Below are 20622 nucleotides of genomic sequence, written 5' to 3' on the forward strand. Positions count from 1 at the left end.
GGCGGGCGCCCGGAGCGGCGGAATCCCGCCGCGCAAGCACGACGGATTCCGCCATCAGGTCAGCACATCAGGAACGTTCGTTCCAGGTGTCCTTGTGGATAATGTTGCCGTCCTTGTACGACCACGTGATCGTCTCGTAACGCAGTTCCACGTCTTCGAGATGATTGTGCTTTTCGTAGTCGGGGTTCTTGATGTCGAGCATCTTCGGCTTCACCGCAACGATCTTCACGTTGTCGAGCTTCGTGTTGAAGTATTCCTTCTCCTTGCCCGCGTCGTCGATCCGGTACCACTTGATCTCGACCGACTTCAGCGTCTGGCCGCTCGTCACGGCCTTGTACAGATACGGCGTCGACGCGTCCGTCTCCTTCGTCAGCGTGATCGGCTTGTGCACGCGCGTGCCGGTCAGCTTGCCCGTATTGCCGTCGGTCGGGATGTGCACGCCGTGATCGAACGCAACCAGTTCGACGCTGCCCTCGCGGTCCTGGACGGTCACCGAACCCTTGATGTCCGCGCCACCGTCGTCCTTGAGCCACATGTAGGCCGGAATTGCCATTTTTTCACTCCTTCTTCTTCGTACAACGAATCGCCGGAACCGGATTCCGGCGCTGACAAGCCCGGGGCGGTTGCCCCGGGAACCCAAACGCGTATCACTGCGCGGCGCGGGTCCGGGCGACCGGCGCCGGGGTATCGGGCACGAGCGTGATTTCGACTCGACGATTCTTCGCCCGCCCTTCCGGGGTGGTGTTGTCCGCGACCGGCCGCGTATCGCCGTAGCCCTGGATCGCGAACTGAGTCGGCGGGATGCCGGATGCATCGACGAGCCAGTCGCGGACGGCCGACGCGCGATCGATCGACAGCGTCAGGTTGCGATCGGGCCGGCCCTGATCGTCCGCATAGCCTGCGATCAGCACGCGCTTGCCGGGATGGGCCTTGATCAGTTCGAGCGCATCGACCATCGCGCGTGTCGTGCCGGTCTTGAGCCGAGCGTTGCCGCTGTCGAACAGCGACATGCTGTCCAGCGTGACGACCGCGGGCGGCGGCGCGGGCGGTTCGTACGAGGCGATCGCCTCGTTGAGGACCGGCAGCAGTGACGCGCCGCGGTAGGTGCCGAACGATAGCCGGAGCGGAACGCCGACACGCGCGTACCGGTCGAGCTGATCGCGGTCCGACGCAAGGGACCGGAGCGCGTCGCGCCTTGCCGCGTCCTGCGTGGCAGGGATCCCGTTGTAGCGTTCGAGATGCTCGCCGATGCGGGTCATCAACGCATCGTTGTTCTTCGCGGCGCCGCAAATAGCGGCGATTGCCGCGCAGGCAACGATCGCAATGACGTGCGCGACGGCGGTGATGCGCGGCGATCGCCACGAGCGGCGCGGCATCGCGTCGATCAGCGGCTGCGGCAACGGCCAGGGCAGAGGCGACGCGGGCAGTGCGGCCGGGGCGATACCCGTCAGGCTGCGCACTTCACGTTCCCACGGTTTACCGGGGCCCGTTTCCGGGCCATGGTCGATCCAGCCGGCGCCGAACAACGGCCAGGGCGTTGCGGGCTGGCGTCGGTCCGTCAGCGTGTCGAACACGCTGCGCCGGGTCCACCCGATCATCGATGCGATTCCGGCGGCGCGTGCCCCGGCCATCGGACTGCCGTCGGCATGGAGGGCATCCGACTCGGCTGCATCGATTGCGGTGTCGAAGCGGTGCATGTCGCCGATCGCTGATCCCGCCGACGTGCCATACCACTGGGCAGCCGATTCGCTGGCCACCGGCATTGCCGCGGCAGTCGCGTCCGAGAGTCGCTGGTAGACGGCAACGTAGCCCGGCAGCGACGTGCCGAGCATGCGACACGCATCCACCATGGCCTGCCGGATCACGCGCAGCGATTGCGACAGCGTATCGCCGTTCGCATGAAGGCTGGGTGCGACCGACAGCACGACGCAATCAGGGGCAAGGCCGTCGCGCCACTGACGGACGGCGACCGCGAGCCGCGGAAGGTCTTGAGGACGATCGGTACGCAGCCAGATCGCGCCGTCGCCGACATGGACGAAACGCGACCGGCCCGGAACGCGATCGAACAAGGCGGACAGGCCGTCACCGGTGACGAGCGCGAGCGGCATTCTCGTGCGCAGTGCAACGGGCAGGTCGGCTGTCGCCGCGCCGAGTTGCGCAATCACGTGCACGTTCCGTTCGCGAGCCCGCGTCACTCTGCGTGAATGCTGCCAGAGGATCAGCGCGGAGAGTGCGATGACGATCGCGACCCATCCCCACATGACGCCGCGATCGACGGGCAACACCCATCCGATGACGGCCAGCGCTAATGCGGCGGACAGCGTCACGACCGTGCGCAGCGGATAGCCCAGGCCCGACAGGGCCGCGCGTGCGGCATCGGAATCGGTGCGGGTCGCCGCCGGTGCGCGTGTGGCGTCCGAAGTCACGGTTGCTTCACTTTGTGGGCGAGTCGCGCCAGTTCCGCATCGAGGATGCGATCCCACGCGAACCAGACGAGTATCGCGATCACGCAGGCTGTTCCCGCGATCGCCCATGGCGACAGGCTCTTCAGACGGTCGATCAGTCGCGTGTTCGAACGATCGGTGACGAAGCCCGGCCGTGTGGCCGGCCGCAATTGATCGATCTGCGCCGTCAGCGCGGAGATCAATGCCTGACGCTTCGCCTCGCCGTCGCGGGCGTCGGCCGACGAGCCCGACCGGGCGGCGTAGCGGCCGCGGAATCCCAGGCCCAGAACGGCCGCATAGCATTCGAGCAGGTCGACGTTCGGTGCAGGTTCGCGCATCCGGTATTCGAGCCGTTCGTAAACGCGGGTGCCGGCGTCGTGCGTGCCGAATCGGTCGACCTGCAACGGCCGCGACTCCCAGTCCGCCTTGCTGGTGGCCGGCAGATGCCGCAATGCGGCTTCGTCGATCAGTCCGCACTGGGCGATGACGACATCGTCCCGTACGTCGGCAGCGATCCCGTGCGCATCGAGTGCGGTCGAGAGCTGCGCGACGAGCCGGAGGCATTGCTGGCGCAGGCGCTCAGGGTTGTCGACCTGGCCGCCGTTCGACAGGTGAGTGACCAGCAGCGCCGTATCGCGCAACAGCGCGCGCATCGACGGTTGGGGCGCGTGGCCGGTCGACGGCTGCCGCGCGAGCAGCGCGGATTCATGACGCGTGGAGACGATGGCATTCATCAGCGCAGCACCGCATAGAGTTCGATCGACGCGTCGGGAATCGACGCCGGCAGATAGATCTGGCAAGCGTGTACGGCGAGCATCCTCGCATGCGCGGCGTCGTGCGCGTCGAGCGCGAAATAATGGTTGTCCAGCCGGACCGGAATGGCGCCGGGCACCCTCTGCACGGCCTTGAGCGGAATCCCCGCCACGGCGGAATTGACGATGTGTTCGACGTCGTCCGGCGCGCCGATCTTGCACAGTCGCGGGAACTGCTCGACGAGCTCGAATGCCGGCAGCGCGGCATTGACGGACAGATACCAGTCCGCGGCGCCTTCGACGAGGCGCTCGTCGCGGAACTGGCCGACCCAGGTGGTCGGCGTCGTATGCGAGAGCCCGATCGAGACGACACGTGACGGGATGATCGCGTCGAGCAGATCGCGGATCAGCGATTCGAGCGTCGCGAAGACGTCATGCGCACTCGCATGGTCGTAGGGCGGAATGTCGGTCAGCGAGACGCGCGTCGAGAACGTGGTCAGCGAACCGGCCAACTGGGCGAGAACCTGGTACAGGCGATCGGTCGGCTGCCCCGGGTGCGACGCGAGGAAGCGCAGTTGCGGCCAGGCCTGGTGAATGCAGTTCAGGAGCCAGAAGAGCTGGACGTCGGCGACACCGTACTCGGCCACCTGCTCGATGCGCTCGCTGCGGCGGGCGCCGAGGAGCGTGCTTTTTGCGGCGAGGATGTCGGCGAGCCGCTGGATGCGCTCGATATGCAGCGTATGGCCCGACAGTGCCAGGCATGGCGGGACGTATCGGCGATCGATCTGGAACTGTCCGCTCGTCGTGCGCGTCAGGCGTGCGATCGCGCATACGGTGTCGTCCGCGTGCGATTCGGAACTGAACAACAGCCGGACGGCATGGCGCTCGGCGGCGATTTCGGTCTCGCTGACACCGTTCAGGTCCGTCACCTTGACGAACTCGCGATACGCGCGCCGCGGGCGGGCCAGCGCCGTTTCGTCGAAACGGCAGTTGTTGCCGTTCGCATCGGGCAGCGCAAGTGCGGCCAGCACGTCGATGCCCTGGGCGTCGGCAGGAATTTCGCTGACGAGATCGCGCGCAGGCGGCAACGCATCGGCGACGGTCGTGTCGATCGGCGTGCCGTCGGGGAAACGCAATTGCAGCCGGGTGAGCTTCAGGCGACCGGAGGCCAGTGCCTCCTCGTCGATGTCGACGCCCAGCGTTCCCCATGGCGCAACGGCGGTCGCCGAAGCCAGTTGTTGTAGCGCGAACCCGTTCCAGCGCTCCTGCTGCTGGAAATGCTGTTGCGTAAGAATCAGCCCTTCATGCCAGAGCGGTTTGTCGATCCGCATGGTGTGGTCAGTACCGATGTATGAATTATGAGGCGCCGATTCTATACATCGTTTTCTTATTTCGTATACCCCTGAATTTGATGAATCTTTGATAAATGTTTCTATTAAATTGAGATATTTGCAGCGTTAATTTTGAGATTTTGTTGGGGGTGGCGGGTCGTCCGCTTAAGGGTTGCTTTATCGAGATATTGAATCGCGGATTTGTTGTTTTTAATTCATTTGAATCAATGGGTTGCATTCTTTTTTTGGGAAATCTGGATTGTGCTTCAGTGCGGGTGGGGGGATCTTGCGTTGACTGGGTGGATGAGGTTGGTGCGTAGGATTTTTCTTATTCTAAAAAATGGCGGTGTGGTTATTGGGTGATTTTTAATTGCGGATGTTTACTTTGTGATCGGGGGCATGATATTTTTTGCCGCCTGAATCGGGTGTCGTGCCGCGAATATCCGAATCGGCCGTCCGTCGCGATGTGTTGTTGGGTACAGCAAAGGGTGACGTGATCGGCCCACATCCGTGGTTGAGGGTGTGCATCGCGGAGTCTTCAAGCTTCCTGAGATAAGGAGAACGAATTGGATAGCTTTCAGCGAGAGATCCCGAAGAGCCGGGTGTCGATCACCCTCGATCTGCATACGGGCGGGGCGCAGAAGAAAGTCGAATTGCCGCTGAAGCTGCTGGTGGCGGGCGATTTCAGCGCCGGGCGCGAGCAGGCACCGCTGGCCGAGCGCAAGAAGGTGAACATCGACAAGAACAATTTCGATGCCGTGCTGGCCGACTATGCGCCGGATCTCAAGATCGCCGCGGACAACACGCTGGCCGGCGACGGCTCGGAGTTGCCCGTCAATCTGTCGTTCCGGTCGATCAAGGATTTCGAGCCGGAGCAGGTGGCGCGCCAGATTCCCGAGCTGCAGGCGCTTCTCGCGATGCGCAACCTGCTGCGCGACCTGAAATCGAACCTGCTCGACAACGGCACGTTCCGCCGCGAGTTCGAGAAGGTGCTGAAGGACGACCGCCTGTCCGCGAAGCTGCGCGGCGAACTCGCGCAGATCGCGACCGCCGCGACGCAGCCGGAAGGGCATGCGTGAACGGCGCTGGGCAAAACGCGCGTTCAGCGCATTCCGCAACATCGTAGCGATTCGATCGCAGACAGGATCCGAGATGAAATCCACTGAAACGCAGCAGACCGGTGCGACCGAGACCGTCGTGCTGGACGCCCCGCACGGGGATATCGACAGCGTCTATGCGTCGCTGTGCAGCAAGATCAACCTGAAGCCCGTCAGCGAGGCGCGCCCGCTCGAGGCGTTCCGCGACAACGACATGCTGTCCGAGGCGACGGCCGACGAGCGGATCGCGCGTGGAATGGGCGCGTTCCTCGAACTCGTCGCGAAGGCGAGCCAGCCGATGGACCGTCTCGACAAGTCGCTGCTCGATTTCCATATCGGCCAGATCGACCGCCAGATCAGCCGTCAGCTCGACGCCGTCATGCATACGTCGGAATTCCAGGCGCTCGAGGCACGCTGGCGCGGCCTGAAGATGCTCGTGAGTCGCACCGATTTCCGCAAGAATGCGCGCATCGAGGTGCTGGACGTGTCGAAGGATGCACTGCAGCGCGACTTCGAGGATACGCCGGAACTGATCCAGAGCGGCCTGTATCGCCTCACGTACATCGAGGAATACGACACGCCGGGCGGCCAGCCGATCAGCGCGATGATCAGCGACTTCGAGTTCGCGAACTCGCCGATGGACGTTGCACTGCTGCGCAATATCTCGAAAGTTGCGGCTGCCGCGCACATGCCGTTCATCGGCTCGGTCGGGCCGGCGTTCTTCGGCAAGCAATCGATGGAGGAAGTGGCCGCGATCCAGGACATCGGCAACTACTTCGACCGCGCCGAGTACATCAAGTGGAAGAGCTTCCGCGATACCGACGATGCGCGTTATGTCGGCCTGACGATGCCGCGCGTGCTCGGCCGTCTGCCGTACGGGAAGGATACGGCACCGGTGCGGGCGTTCAATTACGAAGAGGCCGTCAAGGGCCCCGATCACGACAAGTACCTGTGGATGAATGCGTCGTTCGCGTTCGCGGCGAACATGGTGCGCAGCTTCGTGAGCAACGGCTGGTGCGTGCAGATCCGCGGGCCGCAGGCGGGCGGCAAGGTCGAGGATTTGCCGGTCCATCTGTATGACCTCGGCACAGGCTACCAGCCGAAGATCCCGACCGAGGTGCTGATTCCGGAAACACGGGAATTCGAGTTCGCGAATCTCGGCTTCATCCCGCTGTCGTTCTACAAGAACCACGACTTCGCGTGCTTCTTCTCCGCGAACTCGTCGCAGAAGCCGGCGCTGTACGAGACCAAGGAGGCAACCGCGAACAGCCGCATCAACGCGCGGCTGCCGTACATCTTCCTGCTGTCGCGCATCGCGCACTACCTGAAGCTGATCCAGCGTGAAAACATCGGCACGACCAAGGATCGTCGACTGCTCGAGCTCGAGCTGAACGGCTGGATCAAGGGACTCGTGACCGAGATGAAGGATCCGGGCGACGAGCTGCAGGCGTCGCATCCGCTGCGCGAGGCGAAGGTCACGGTCGAGGATATCGACGACAACCCGGGCTTCTTCCGGATCAAGCTGTTCATCGTCCCGCACTTCCAGGTCGAGGGGATGGATATCGGGCTGTCGCTCGTGTCGCAGATGCCGAAGGCGAAGAACTGATCCGGCATTTGATCGCGAGCCGCCGGGGTGACGATGATTGTCCCGGCGGCAGCGAATGTTTGCGCAACCGAGAGAATCCATGTCGATGATTTTGCCAACGCAGGCTTATGAATTGAAGCTGGCGCCGCATCCGGCGCCTTTCTCGATCCTGACGTTCACCGGGCTGGACCGCGTGAGCCAGCTGTATCGATACGAGATCGAATTCACAAGCCCGGCCGCGGGGATTCCGATGGACCAGGTGCTGGGGCGACCGGCGAAGTTCATTGCGGATCCGGTCGATTCGGACATTGATTACCTGCGGAAGATGTTCGGGGAGAACGCGGCGCAGTTCAGTGTGAAGCCGGCGGCGTATACGGTTCACGGTGTCATTACCCGGTTCGATGAGCTTGAGACGTCTGCAGACGAAACGCGCTACCGGGTCGTGCTCGAGCCGACGCTGGCCGATCTCGATCGTGGCGTGACCAGCCGGTTGTTTCAGAAGCAGTCGGTCGAGGAGATCGTGACCGACACGCTGCGGCACTACGGTTACCGCGCGGGTGTCGATTTTCAGTTCCAGTTGCGCGGGCAGTACAAGCGCCGCGAATACGTGACGCAGTATCACGAGACGACGTTTGCCTTCATTCGGCGCATCTGTGCGGAAGAGGGGATCTGGTTTCGCTGGGAGCAGAAGAAGGATCGTGCGGTGGCCGTGTTCGGCGACGATCTGGATGCGTATGCGCGCAAGCAGCGCACGGTACCGTATCGGCGTGACTCGGGGCTGGAGAGCGTCGGTGCCGATGCGATCAAGACGCTCGGGCGCGAGATGAAGCGTGTGCCGGAGGCGGTGCGGTTGCACGACTACAACCATCGGCAGGCCGGGGTGTCGCTGCTGGTCGAGGAGAACACGGCGCGCGACGACAAGACGACCAACGCCGTCGATTATCGCTGGGGCGAGCATTACGAGACGCCTGAAGAGGGCAAGCGGGTCGCCCGGCTGCGGCACGAGGCATACCTGGCCCAGCAGATAACGTTCAAGGGGACCGGCAATCCGTTCTGGCTCGAAGCCGGTGAGGTGATGCGGGTCGAGCCGAGTCCAGCCGATGCGAAACACGGGGTGTTCATTACATCGGTCGAGTCGCACGGCGGGCGGAACGAGTCGTACTGGGTGGCGTTCGAGGGGATTCCGTCGGATCGCGTATGGCGCACGTCGACGGCTTCGGTGTCGCGGCCGGTGGTCGACGGGATTCTGCCGGCGCGGATTACGTCGCCGGGCAACTACAAGTATGCGTATCTGACCGAGCAGGGCTGGTACGTGATCAAGCTGCCGTTCGACCTCGATGCATGGAGCCCGGGCGGGACGAGCCGGCCGGTGCGGTTTGCGAAGCCTTATAGCGGTGACAACTACGGGCATCACTTTCCGTTGATCGACGGGGCGGAGGTGGCGATCGTCCATACGGACGGCGATCCGAACCGGCCGGTGATCATCGGGGCGATGCATGACAGCGTGCATCCGGATCTGGTGAACAACCTGAACCATACGCGGAACCTGATTCGGACGGCTGCGCGGAATGAGTTGCGGATGGAGGATAAGGAGGGTGTCGAGCATATCCACTTGACGACGCCGTTTCAGACCAGTGAGCTGAATCTTGGCCATATGGTCGACGAGAATCGGAAGGAGCGAGGTAAGGGAGCTGAACTGCGCACGGATGAGCATGTGTCGGTTCGAGGCGCAAAAGGGGTGCTTGTCACTGCTGAAAGTCAAACAGGTACCGCTGACCAACAGCTCGCAATGCAGGGGGCGCAAGGGTTGCTTGATCTGGCGCTGCAGCAGATGCAGTCGCTTGGTGAGGCCGCGAGTGTGGCGCAGGCCGTCGCTGCCGATTACGAGCGCCAACGTACTTTGCTTGATGGAACGTTGAAGGAGCTCAAAAAATCAGGCGTTCTTGTCAGCGCGCCGGACGGCATGGGTCTCGCCTCCGGAACCGATCTTCAGATAACGGCGAACAACCACCTGTTCGCAACTGCCGGCGGGAATGCGGACATAGGCGTGATGAAGCGCTTTACGGTTGCCGCTGGCGAACTGGTTTCGATTTTTGCGCAAAGACTAGGGTTGAAGATTTTTGCTGCGCGGGGGAAAGTTGAAATTCAGGCGCAGAGTGACGAGATGCATCTGATTTCTGATAAAGACATGCGGATGACGAGTGCCAATGGCCGGGTCACGATCGAAGCAAAAAACGAGCTTATCCTCAGATGCGGTGGTTCATACATTCGAATTTCATCGACTGGCATCGAGGACGGAACTCTAGGAAACCGAATTATTAAGTCGGCCGCATTTGGTCGTCAGGGGCCGTCATCGCTTGCTGAGTCGATGAATACATGGAAGCACGCGAATTTCGACGAGGAGTTTGTTATCAAGTGGCCGTACAGCGGAAAGCCGGTGGCTAACCGCAAGTATTCAATTATCCGGGAAGATGGGAGCGTGATTCGTGGTATGACCGACACGGATGGGAAGGCGGGGTTACAAAGGACGCTCGTCGCTGAAGGGATGCGATTGCGCCTCGACCCAGAGTGATCATGTCCGCTTGTATTTCCTTGACTTACCACATCCTCTTTGCGACCAGACGGAATCATTCAGATGCCTGTTGAACGTATTCTTGCCGCCAAGCATGCCGACGATGGCTCGGTGCACTATTCGTCGGTTTCCTCGCTGTCAGATAACAGTCATGCTGTTTGCCACATGGTGCCTGATCGGGTGATTCCGGTGATCTTCGTGCCAGGGGTCATGGGCAGCAACCTGATGAACAACCAAAATAAATCCGTATGGATCGTCAATAGCGGCCCTGGCATGTTGCCTTGGTCGTGGAAAGATGCGGCATATCGCAAGCAGACGCTGACCCCGGACAATACTCAGGTCTTCAATGGAGGTGATCTTCCCAAAGGCACGTCGCTTACCGATGCCGAAAAGAAGGCGCGAGGTTGGGGCACGGTTTCCAAGAAAAGCTACGGGGACTGGCTTGTGTGGCTACAGGACGCGCTCGACGACGCTCATGCGGGAACCAATCATGGCCGTAACGGCTTGCGCAACAGTCTGATCAAGCAGGTGGTGGCACCGGGCCTCGACACGCTGACCGACGAGGAGGTTGAACTCTCGTATCAATACAAGCTGCCCGTCCATGCGGTGGGCTATAACTGGCTGAAATCAAATAAGGACTCGTCTGAGTACTTGGCGGGCGAGATCAAGCGAATCATGGACGGCTATAGCAAGCGCTTCCGCTGCGAGAAAGTTATTGTAGTAACGCACTCGATGGGAGGATTGGTTGCAAGGCATTGTTCGGAAGTTCGAGGGTGGAACAAGAAGATTCTGGGCGTTGTGCATAGCGTGATGCCCGCCGTCGGCTCGGCAACGGCGTACAAACGGGTCAAGGCAGGTTGGGAGCCGGGTAGCACAGTCGAAGAGGGAATTGGCCGCAAGGTATTGGGTGCAACTGCCGCAGAAATAACGGCAGTATTTGCGCAATCGCCGGGGCCGTTGGAACTTCTGCCGGATGTCAATTACGGCAATGGGTGGTTGAAAATTCGGGACGGCGATCAGCTTGTTTCATTGCCTGAAAAAGGCGACCCCTACGGGGAAATATATGCTCAGCGTGGCAAGTGGTGGGGGCTGGTCGACGATAAGCTCATTGATCCACTCGATAAGAAGAAGGTAAACCTTGACCAAGATTGGAGGAACTTCCAATCCTTGGTTGATAACAAAGTGAAACCGTTTCATGCGGCGATCAGTCTTCGTTATCACGAGCACACTTATGCCTTCTATGGCGACGACAAAAATCACAAGACTTGGGGTGATGTTGTATGGCGGCGGACCTTGCCAAAGCCCAATCTGTTTTCCACCAGTACGCCGCCCATAGCGAAGCCGCTGGAACTGGAAGGCAAATGGGATTCTCGCACTGGCGCCCAACGCGTGATTGACCGTGCCAAGCAACCCTTTCCTCCAATGGATGAGTTCGTTTTGCAACCGGCAGAGGAAAACGGCGATGGCACCGTCCCTATCCGTTCGGGCCGGGCGCCTATGCCGTACGCAAAGGTTTGCGTTGCCTTCGAAGGGATTGACCACGAGGGCGCTTACAACCCGCTGCCGTGCCGATTGTTCGCGCTCCGGGCAATTACGCGCCTAGTGGGCAACGTCAAAGGCACGTCGATGGAATATGAAGCATGTTGAAAATCAGCTGGATGATATGTGCAGTATTGCTGACAGCGTGCGGTGCAAAGACATCGGCGCTGACAGAACATGAAAAGAAGGTGGTAATGGAAATGACAACTGACATGAAGCCGCACTGCGTCGGACGTTACCTAATCGATCTACCGGTCGGCGCAAAGCCGATCGGCTTTGCCAAATTTGGAGGCGTGATCGTCCATGCGAAGGCCCAGTCACTGGAGCAGTTTCAGCATGATATGCGCCAGCGCGGCACGGAATTGAGGGCAACCAAGAGCACGCTTGGTTATCAATTCTTATTTGATAGTGGAAATGCGCGAGGTATAAAAAATTCCCAGTACTTTTTATCTCTTGGTGACTCGGGAGCGACAAGCGATGTCGAGCGTGTGATCGAAGTCTATAAGTGGGATCGAGGCTATCAACTAAATCTACGTGTCGAGGCCAATGACTCAATTCATGCCGAATACACTAAAAAATATCAAGGCACGCCATACGGAATTGCAGAGCCGATGAACGATGTTCCCGATAAAACTCGACTGGCTTTCGACTTGATCGAAAAGCTACAAGGGCGTGCCGAGGACGTTATTCCGACGGAGCCTGGCACCTGCTTCGTTGGCGGATTCATGCCGGGTACGGCAATTGCGGAAAACGAGGAAGTCTCGACCAACTATGTACTTGCAGACAAGACGGATGTTTCGTTCAGTTGGGATAGCTTCGCAAATTTGCAGGCAACGAGTACCTTGCTGTCGCGCGTACGGAGTGCTGATGTCCAGGACGCGTTGAAAACTGCACAGGGCCGTGTCGTTCGATCTGGGAGTGTCACGCTGCCAAACGGCATGACGGTGGACGAGGTGTTGACATCTGCGCTGACGCTGGGTCAGGTGCAGGGGCATCACTTCTCGCTAGAAACGAATTACAAAGGTAATCCTCGAGCGCCTTACATTGTTCTGGATATGGAAACTGCGAGCCCGAATTTTTTGACAGAGGTCGACACGATCAAGAAATCTTCGCTCACGGAAGGGGAGTCGGTGGCTTTATGGAACATGGTGATTCAAACGCTGCGACCACGTCCCAATGGCTTTTGAGTGATGAGTTGTGATGTGGGCAATCACCAAGAGTGTCTGCAATGTTCGGTTCACGGATATGGCGTACAAATCACAACACGTGTCAAAGGCTGCGCAGCGTAGGTTGTTGTGCCATTCCTTGCGAGCGATGACGGTAGAGAAAAACGCGTGACTATCTCATGAGTTATTCGGCATGAAGCAAGGCTGGGGAACGCGCGCAATCGGGTGGCATTCTGCCCGCATTGCTGGGAACGGTGGCAGGTGTAGGCCAGTTGCGCAACCGCGCGCGACCGGTCGGCCCGATCGAAGCCGACGAAATTCTGGTGGCTGGCACGCAGGATGGAAAGCGGACTTACGGTTTCAAGTGGGAAGCGCCAGGCAAGGCATACTCGCTGGCCGAACCCAACCTGAACGCGTCATTGTGTGTTGATGAAAGCGAGTACCCCACGAACAAGGAATCGTTTGCAAACGACGGTGAGGCACTGGAGCTGTGGGATGGCGTAGTGGATTCGATTCGGCTGCGCCCGGGGGCAATATGAAGACGCTGTCTCGCCGGGAGATTTTGATGACGCTCCTTGCCGTGCCGGTTACTACGATGCTGCCTCGCATCTCATTGGGCACACCGCAGGTGACGACAGTGAACGATGCGATACGCTACTTATGCGACGAGGTATTTCCGTCGCCGTGTCAGAAGCGGAACGAATCGCATAGCGCTGCCGATCGCTGGCACAAGAAGGGCCGGCATGAAGCAAGGCTGGAAAACGCAGGCCATAGGGCGGCACCTGTTGAACGCTCCCGCAAAAGCGCTAACTGTTGAGAATATGACGTTGGAGGCCGATTCAAAGGCGGGCGGCGCGGCAGCTCGCTGCCTACTTTGGACATGGACCGGAGTGCCGAATGGAGAGCATCAAGGCAAGATTGATAAGGTTTCCTTACCCGAGGTGAGCGCAGTTAGTTTGCAGGATGCCGTGTCTCGCAGCCTCCGATCTCGTCTCAATGTCTTTTGAGGATGGCCAATGGCTGTTGACTTCGACAAGCTCCCGCCGAAGGAGCCGGAACCGGACAAGTCACCTTCGCGCTTGCTCTGGACTATTGTTTTTTTCGTCGTCGTCCTTGCCGGAGTTTTCGCGGTGCTGCTTCTCTGGCCCAAAGATACGCCGACGCAATCCTTCTGGTTCTGGACATGCGTCACGGTGTATCCGGTTGGCGTTGCGGCCTTCGTCGTATTGCGGCGCTATAGCGTTTTCGAAGGCCGGCGTCTGGACGCGATCGCGTGGAACGAAGCTCGGGAAAAGTATGTGAATGATTTGTTCGAGGAAGCTAGCCGACCGCTTGTGTTGGTCGCTGCCGCATACAGGTTTGCAAGCGACGCGAAAGACGATGCGTTCGACAAATTGCTGGGCGGCTCAATCAAACTCGAACCGCGAGCCGCACCGAATCCCGATACGCCACCAGTGAACGCTCGCTGGTTCGATCAGCCGGACGTAGACGAAGACGGGGGGCGATTCAAGAGTGACGATGAGCGGTGGCACCATGTGCGCGAATGGGTATTCGGCGCGTTGATCGACGATGTCGCTGAAGCCGTTCGAACATTGCCGCCGGATTTGAAACTTGCGATCCAGTTGGTGTTGCCAGGTGTTGCGAAACCGGACGGAGCGTTGGATGCATGGGACCGGCAATGGGCGAAATCGGGTCTCCGGCCACTCAAAGCTGAAACCCTGCCGGAACCTCCCGACCTGATGGTTCTCGACGCGTGGCTTGATCGAATCAACCAGAAGCGGGATCAGGAGGCGCGCTTGTTCGTCTTCGTACGGCTGAACCATGTTCTTCAAGCACTCCCGCCAGATGGGAGCGCGGAAGCCGGCGTCGGGCTTCTGGTTGTGCCGGAACCGGTGCGGCGTAGGTTCAATATCGAACCGATGGCAAGGATGCATCGACCCAATGGGACGGATGCATGTCCAGTGGATGCGGCACTCTCGCGTGCGTTGCGTTGGGGGCGTGTGAAGCCTGCTGACGTTGGCCGTATCTGGCAAAGCGCTCTTGATTCAGCCGAGGCAAACGAAACGATCGCTGCCTCGGTCAAGGCGGGTATTGCAGCGAAGTCGGCAAACATCGACTACATGGTTGGTCACGTCGGCGAAGTCGCGTCCTGGCTTGGTGTGGCTTGCGCGGCCAAGGCGGTAGCTCGGGATGGCGAGCCCCAGCTTGTTGTCACGACTAGCAAGACCGGGCCTTGCTTCTCCGTTTTGCAGAATTGCGCCACGCAATGACGATGGTAATGGCATTGCAATAAATCCTCGCATAGCGAAGCTGAATACGACTTATCTCATAATTTAGGAAGCCAAATCATGGTCAGGCGATACGACGTGACGAAAGGCGACAGGACAACTTCGGACGGCACTGTATTGGGAGGCGATTCGAACGACAGGATCGGAGATCGCGAACAGGCCTACGAATGCGATGAGGTCTGGTGCCCCGCGTGTCAGTCGACGGGGCGCATCGTATGCACTGGCCCTCGCTTCTCGACAAAAGGTCCTGATGGTAGGGAAGGCGCGCTGAGCGACGATCTGTGCTTATGCAAGTGCGATCCGCCCCCACGTCTGCTTCCTTCCCGATACTCGTCCTATGTCGATGTTTGAGCGGAAGAGAGACCATTCTGGCCAAGATGATATTGGCTGTATTGCTCAACAACGAGATATGCGGCGGTGTCTGCGCGGGCAGTCTCGATTCAATTTCTATCTAATATGCTTCGCAAGTTCCGGATTGACATTCTAAGCATCGTCATAGTGGTCATCCTGCCCGGGCTGTTGATCTGGTTGAAAGGCGACTGGGTGGGGCTGCACTCGGTCGAGAAGCGTGCGGAATGGATCGTCGCGCTTTGTATCGTATTCGTCATGTTTTTCATATGGTTCAGCTTCGACTCTTCATCCCGCCCAGCGATAGCCGCGCGGCGTATTAGAGATTGGGTCGCGAATCGGGCCAATTTATCGACCGAGGGGCGCGATATCAAGGCTTCGGTTGTCGGAGCGCGCGCTGCTGTGTTGCGTAGCAACCTTCTCAACCGCCACGGTCGACGTTGGCGCTATCGGGACCGTTGGGTGCTCGTCGCTGGCGACAAGCCGTTCGTTCAACGTCTGGCGCCCGGGCTGGCCGACGGCGGATTTATCGTTCTCGGCAATACAGTCCTGCTGTACGCGACGCAGATCGGTGACAAACTCGATACGGAATGGCTCGATCAAATCCGCCGCCTGCGACGCCGGCGACCGGTCGACGCAATTGTGGCGGTGACACGTGGACGTGGTTCAGCCAACACGTCGTTTGACACCGACGAACTCGCTGCTCGCCTTGCCCGCCATGCGCGCACGTTGCGGTGGGCCGCGCCCGCCTATCTTCTCGACGTGACGGATTTCGGTGGCGATCGGGCGGACATGGACGAAGCCATTGGTTTCACGTGGACAAACACGCGCGTGAACGAAGAGGCGATCGACGCGTCGCTTCGAAAGCTGCTCGACAATCTCGCGGACACGGGTGTCATACGCCTTGCCGCGGATGCCGCCGATCGTTATCCGGTTGAACTATCGCAGCATATTTCCGCGCTGCGCAGTGCGTTGACGGGATGTGTACTGAAAACCTCCGAATCCAGCGTCCGGACATGCGGAATCCATGGTCTGATGTTCGCGCCGCTATTCAAGGAACGGGATCTGATCGGGCCGCATTCCGATACTGAGAACGACGAGGACCTTTCAGTCAATCCTCAACATCGAACGATTTGGCAAACCGTTGCCGAGCACAGTCGCAAGGTTCGTGGGCGCCATGTCGGCTTTTCACCATCGACTGCGGCAGCCTGGATATCAGTCGTCGGGATCGGCTGCTGGGTCGCCGGCACGATGCTGTCGGGCTTCGCCAACCGCGCAACGATTGAAAGTGCCGCGGACACGTCAACGCAGCTTGCCGGAATACAAGATCCGACGCAGTCGTTGCAAACGCTCACGAACCTCGACCGCCAAATCGATGCCCTTGAATTCCAGCAGCGCCATGGCGTGCCTATTACCGCCCGTTTCGGCCTGAATCGCGACCAGGCATTGCTCGCCGCGCTTTGGCCGCATTACGCCGATGCCGCAAACCGCATCCTCGTCAGCCCGATCCGCCAGAAGCTCGAAGCGAGGCTGCATCAACTCGCGTCCTTGTCCGACGCGGAAATCGCCAGCGGCGGCGATGCCCAGGTACAGGCCGCTTACGACACGCTCAAGACCTACATGATGCTCGCCAAACCCGAGCGGGCGGCAGCCGCGTTCCTGATGCCGCAACTCGTCGCGACGTCTGCCCCCGAACGCCCGAGCAATTCACACCTGTCGAAGGGCGGCTGGGAAGACCTGCGTCAGCAAGCGATCGCGTTCTTCGCGAATCACGTCGGGCGTGGCGACGCCTCCAGACAAGCCGCACTGGCGATCGTTCCGGACGGCAGCCTGATCGCGTCGACCCGCCAGACGATCGTCGGCGTCCGAGGTATCCAGAACTCAGGAGATGCGATCTACCAGCAGATCATCGACGAAGCGACACCGAAATATCCGCCGCTATCACTCGCGACGCTGCTCGGCGACGGCGCATCGCAGTCTTCCACTGGCGGCACAACGAGCCGCGGTCTGTTCGGCACGGCCGCGACCGTCCCCGGCGTATTCACGCGTGCGGCGTGGGACGAGCGAATCTCGAAAGCAATCGACGAGGCCGGCGAGCAACGCGATATGGCAAGCGACTGGGTACTCTCCGATACCAAGGTTAATCGCGGCTCCCCGTCGACATTGAAGGCCGAATTACGCCAGCGCTATTTCGACGATTACGCACGGGCATGGGCGCTGTTCCTCAACAGCCTGCGCTGGCAACCTGCACCGACGCTGTCGGCGACTGCCGACCAGCTGACGCTACTGGGCGATCCGCAACGTTCGCCGCTCGTCGCGTTGATGAATGCGATCGTCTATCAGGCGGGCACGGGAGCGAGCCCACAGTCGTTGTCGGACACGCTGGTCAGCAAGGCACAGCAACTGGTCGGCACGGACGAAAAGGATCCGTCCAAGCAGACCAAGCCTCAGATGTCGCCGCTTGCCGCCGCATTCGGCCCGATCTTGCGTCTGACCGGCAACGAACTCGTTCCGGGGGCGCCGTCCGGCGGCAAGGGCGGCACGCCGCCGGCAGCCACCGGTGACCTCAGCCTGGCACGCTATCTGGAGCGGATTACGGCGATGCGTCTGAAGACATCGCAGATCGTCTCCAGTCCGGATCCGGACGCGATCGCACGTCTGGCCGCGCAATCCGTGCTGCAGGGCAAAACCTCCGATATCGCCGACAGCCGCGATTACGCGAGTCGTGTCGCCGCGAGTCTCGGCGAACAGTGGTCCGGATTCGGCGCACTGTTCCGCGCACCGTTCGATCAGGCGTGGCAGGTCATCGTGCAGCCGGCCGCGTCCAGCCTGAACGAAATCTGGCGCACCGCGATCGTCGCCGACTGGAACAGGACGTTCGGTGGCCGCTATCCGTTCGCGGATTCAGACAACGACGCATCGCTGCCGGAGATGGCGCGTTTCATGCGCGCGGATAGCGGCGTGATCGCGCAGTTCGTGACGTCGCAACTGGCCGGTGTCGTCGAGCGGCAGGGCGACCGATGGGTCGCTTCGCAGGGAACCGATTCGGGGGCACTGACGATCGATCCGGCGTTCCTGAGCAGCCTGAACAAGCTCACGCGCACGTCGACGGTCCTGTTCCCGTCCGGCGACGCCCGCGTGCGTTACGAACTGAGGGCCGAGCCGACGCCGGGCGTCACCGACATGAGATTCGTGCTGTCCGGCCGCGAACTGCATTACTTCAACCAGAAGCAGGAATGGACGCCATTCGAATGGCCGGGGCAGTCGCTCGAGAACCTGTCGCATATCGAATGGCAGACGGAGCAGGGCGGGTTGCGCACCGCGCTCGATGCGCAGGGGCGCTTCGGTCTCGTTCGGCTGCTGGAGCGCGCGAAGGTCGCGCAGCAGGACAACGCGCGCTATTTGCTGACCTGGACGCCGGACACGAGCCAGGGTATTCCGCTCAAGGTGCAATTGCGCAGCGAAGCCGGCGGTGGTCCACTCGACGTTCTGCAGTTGCGGAATTTCACATTGCCGACGCGCGTTTTCGTGACGGGAGCGCAGAACACGGGGCCACGGGTGTCGACGATCGGCCCGCCGCCCTTGCCGGCGTCGGCGATTTCGGCCGCGAAGCATGCGGCTGTCCCGTTGCCGCCGGGGCTGCCGGGGCTGCCGGGGCTGCCGGGCGGGAGTCCGTGGCCGGTTGAGACCACGCGGGTAACGACGGAGCAGACATCCGGTCAACGCACCGCGCTCGAATTCGCTCAGGCGAAAACGCGAGCCACCGCGCGTGGATCGGCGAAACAATCGGCTGCGTCGCAGGCTGCGATTCCGCCATTGGCGACCACGTCGGGATTTCCCGACTCCTCCCCCCGTCCGTTCGGGCACGCCCTCAGGCTGCTGGGCGACGCATTCGTTTTTTGAGGCCTGCCATGACGCTTGCCCATTTTGTGAAGACACTCGTCGGCGGCCCCCGCATCGATTCGCTCCAGCAAGCGCGGACGGATACCTGGGCCGCATGGGTTGCGCCGATACCCGGCGAGCACGCATGCGGGCGCGATCCCGGCTACGAAGACGCGTTCTTCGAACTGAAGGACGAAGCCGGCAAGTTGTCGGGAATCGATGACGAGCTGATCGTCCGCGCGTGCGAACACCTGCTCAAGGAAACCGGCAAGGATTTGCGCCTCGCCGGCTACTACGCGTTCGCACGTCTGCGGCAGGACGGCCCGGCCGGGTTCACGGACGGGCTTGAACTGGCCGCCGCGCTCGTCGACCGGTTCGGCGAGTCCGCGTTGCCTGCCCGTCACGAAGCGAAGAAGGCCGCGCTTGAAATGCTGGCGACGGCGCGTGTGATCGAGACGCTGGATCGTCGCGGTGACTTTGTGCCGGCGGATCTCGAGCGCACGTTGGCCGCACTCGATGTGCTCGTGACGCAGACGGCGGCGTGGCCCGATGCAGCCCGTCCGAATTTGCAGGCACTCGTTTCCCGTTTCGAGAAGAAGGATACGCCCGCACGCAGTGTCGATCCCGGCATGGCAATGCCGGCGGCGACTGCTCCGGGAAAAACTGCGGCCGGCTCAATTGCGTCGGCGCGCGACCTGCTCGATCAAGCCCGGTCGATGTCGGTGTGGCTGCGGGATCAGGAAAACGGCTACTTGCCTTCAGTGCGGCTCGTGCGAAGCGTGCGATGGGACACGTTGCACGACGTGCCTCCGTCGGATGCCGCATCGCACACGCGTCTGGCGCCGCCACGCGCCGAGTTGCGGCAGCAGATGAAGCGCCTCGTGCTGCAGAAACACTGGCACGAGTTGCTGGAGCGAGTCGAGGGCGCGTTCATGGAAGGCGTGAATCACCTGTGGTTCGACCTGCAGTATTTCCAGCATGTCGCGCTCGACCACGTCGGTACGCCATACAGCGCGTGGCGAGAATTGCTGCGCGCCGACTTTGCGCTGTTTCTCGAACGATTACCGGGTATCGAACGGCTGGCATTCAGCGACGGCGCGCCATTTGCCGACGACACGACACTCGAATGGATCGCCCGCCATGCGGTCGTGCGCGACCTGGAAGCGGGCGAGACCGTTGCGCCGCTGCCTGTCTCCGCGGATGGCGAGAGCGATGCAACCGGCGACTGGCCGGAGATCGAAACCCAGGCTCGCGAACTGGCTACGCGCGAAGGTATCGAGACGGCTTTCGCCTGGCTCGAAGCGCTGCCCGGCATGAAAACCGATCGACATCGCTACCTGCAGCGCCTCGTGATGGCGCGCTTGGCCGACCATGCCGGCCGTCACGATGCGGCGCTCGCGCTGCTCGCCGAACTCGACGGAACGTCCCGCTCGCTGCCGCTGATGCGCTGGGAGCCGGCGCTGACGTTCGAGGTCAAGCAACAACTGGTCAAGGCACTGAAAGCGATGAGCAGCCGCAAGGACGCCGACAAGCCGGCGCTCGCGCGCCGCATCGGCGAGCTGCGTGCCGAGCTCACGGTGCTCGATCCCGCACGCGCATTGACCCTTTCGTAACGGAT

General features: G+C 61.0%; 15 protein-coding genes. 11 read left to right on the plus strand and 4 right to left on the minus strand.

From position 1 onward, the window contains the following. Window positions 1-67: 67 nt before the first annotated feature. The 4 genes from U5771_RS02535 to tssK form a co-directional block, all read right to left on the minus strand. On the minus strand, window positions 68-553 hold the full coding sequence (locus tag U5771_RS02535) for an Hcp family type VI secretion system effector (protein ID WP_006750272.1): 486 nt from the start codon (window positions 551-553) through the stop codon (window positions 68-70). Between the two features lie 94 nt (window positions 554-647). Beyond that, window positions 648-2426, minus strand: a complete 1779-nt coding sequence (locus U5771_RS02540) for an OmpA family protein (protein ID WP_415859383.1) — start codon at window positions 2424-2426, stop codon at window positions 648-650. Further along, a complete protein-coding gene (locus U5771_RS02545; RefSeq protein ID WP_322022504.1) occupies window positions 2423-3178 on the minus strand; it encodes a DotU family type IV/VI secretion system protein in 756 nt (251 codons plus the stop codon). The genes U5771_RS02540 and U5771_RS02545 overlap by 4 nt, the downstream gene beginning before the upstream one ends. After that, on the minus strand, window positions 3178-4527 hold the full coding sequence (gene tssK, locus U5771_RS02550; RefSeq protein ID WP_322022505.1) for a type VI secretion system baseplate subunit TssK: 1350 nt from the start codon (window positions 4525-4527) through the stop codon (window positions 3178-3180). Before tssK ends, U5771_RS02545 begins: the two co-directional genes overlap by 1 nt. Window positions 4528-5093: 566 nt before the next feature. On the opposite strand from tssK, the gene tssB reads away from it, so the two are divergent. From tssB to tssA, 11 genes are all read left to right on the plus strand, one after another. After that, the gene (gene tssB / locus U5771_RS02555; RefSeq protein WP_034185094.1) at window positions 5094-5606 is read left to right on the plus strand and encodes a type VI secretion system contractile sheath small subunit; all 513 of its coding nucleotides are present in this window, start codon (window positions 5094-5096) and stop codon (window positions 5604-5606) included. A gap of 73 nt (window positions 5607-5679) precedes the next feature. Next, entirely contained in the window at window positions 5680-7230 is a 1551-nt protein-coding gene (tssC, locus tag U5771_RS02560) for a type VI secretion system contractile sheath large subunit (RefSeq protein WP_322022506.1), read from the plus strand. A gap of 79 nt (window positions 7231-7309) precedes the next feature. After that, window positions 7310-9781 (plus strand): type VI secretion system tip protein VgrG, encoded by a 2472-nt coding sequence (locus U5771_RS02565; protein ID WP_322022507.1) that lies wholly within the window; start codon window positions 7310-7312, stop codon window positions 9779-9781. Between the two features lie 63 nt (window positions 9782-9844). After that, the gene (locus U5771_RS02570) at window positions 9845-11428 is read left to right on the plus strand and encodes a lipase/acyltransferase domain-containing protein (protein WP_322022508.1); all 1584 of its coding nucleotides are present in this window, start codon (window positions 9845-9847) and stop codon (window positions 11426-11428) included. After that, entirely contained in the window at window positions 11422-12507 is a 1086-nt protein-coding gene (locus tag U5771_RS02575; protein ID WP_322022509.1) for a T6SS immunity protein Tli4 family protein, read from the plus strand. Before U5771_RS02570 ends, U5771_RS02575 begins: the two co-directional genes overlap by 7 nt. 233 nt (window positions 12508-12740) lie before the next feature. Then, complete coding sequence (locus U5771_RS02580; RefSeq protein WP_415859384.1) at window positions 12741-13025, plus strand: T6SS immunity protein Tli4 family protein; 285 nt, start codon at window positions 12741-12743, stop codon at window positions 13023-13025. A gap of 204 nt (window positions 13026-13229) precedes the next feature. Next, a complete protein-coding gene (locus U5771_RS02585; protein WP_322022511.1) occupies window positions 13230-13493 on the plus strand; it encodes a hypothetical protein in 264 nt (87 codons plus the stop codon). 9 nt (window positions 13494-13502) lie between these two features. Then, complete coding sequence (locus U5771_RS02590; RefSeq protein ID WP_322022512.1) at window positions 13503-14756, plus strand: hypothetical protein; 1254 nt, start codon at window positions 13503-13505, stop codon at window positions 14754-14756. Window positions 14757-14834: 78 nt separating this feature from the next. Beyond that, a complete protein-coding gene (locus tag U5771_RS02595) occupies window positions 14835-15125 on the plus strand; it encodes a PAAR domain-containing protein (RefSeq protein ID WP_322022513.1) in 291 nt (96 codons plus the stop codon). Between the two features lie 105 nt (window positions 15126-15230). Beyond that, on the plus strand, window positions 15231-19025 hold the full coding sequence (locus U5771_RS02600) for an ImcF-related family protein (protein WP_322022514.1): 3795 nt from the start codon (window positions 15231-15233) through the stop codon (window positions 19023-19025). An 8-nt stretch (window positions 19026-19033) separates the two neighbouring features. Further along, entirely contained in the window at window positions 19034-20617 is a 1584-nt protein-coding gene (gene tssA, locus U5771_RS02605; RefSeq protein ID WP_322022515.1) for a type VI secretion system protein TssA, read from the plus strand. Window positions 20618-20622: the final 5 nt, after the last annotated feature.

It is taken from the genome of Burkholderia sp. BCC1977, assembly GCF_905339595.1.
Lineage (GTDB): Bacteria > Pseudomonadota > Gammaproteobacteria > Burkholderiales > Burkholderiaceae > Burkholderia.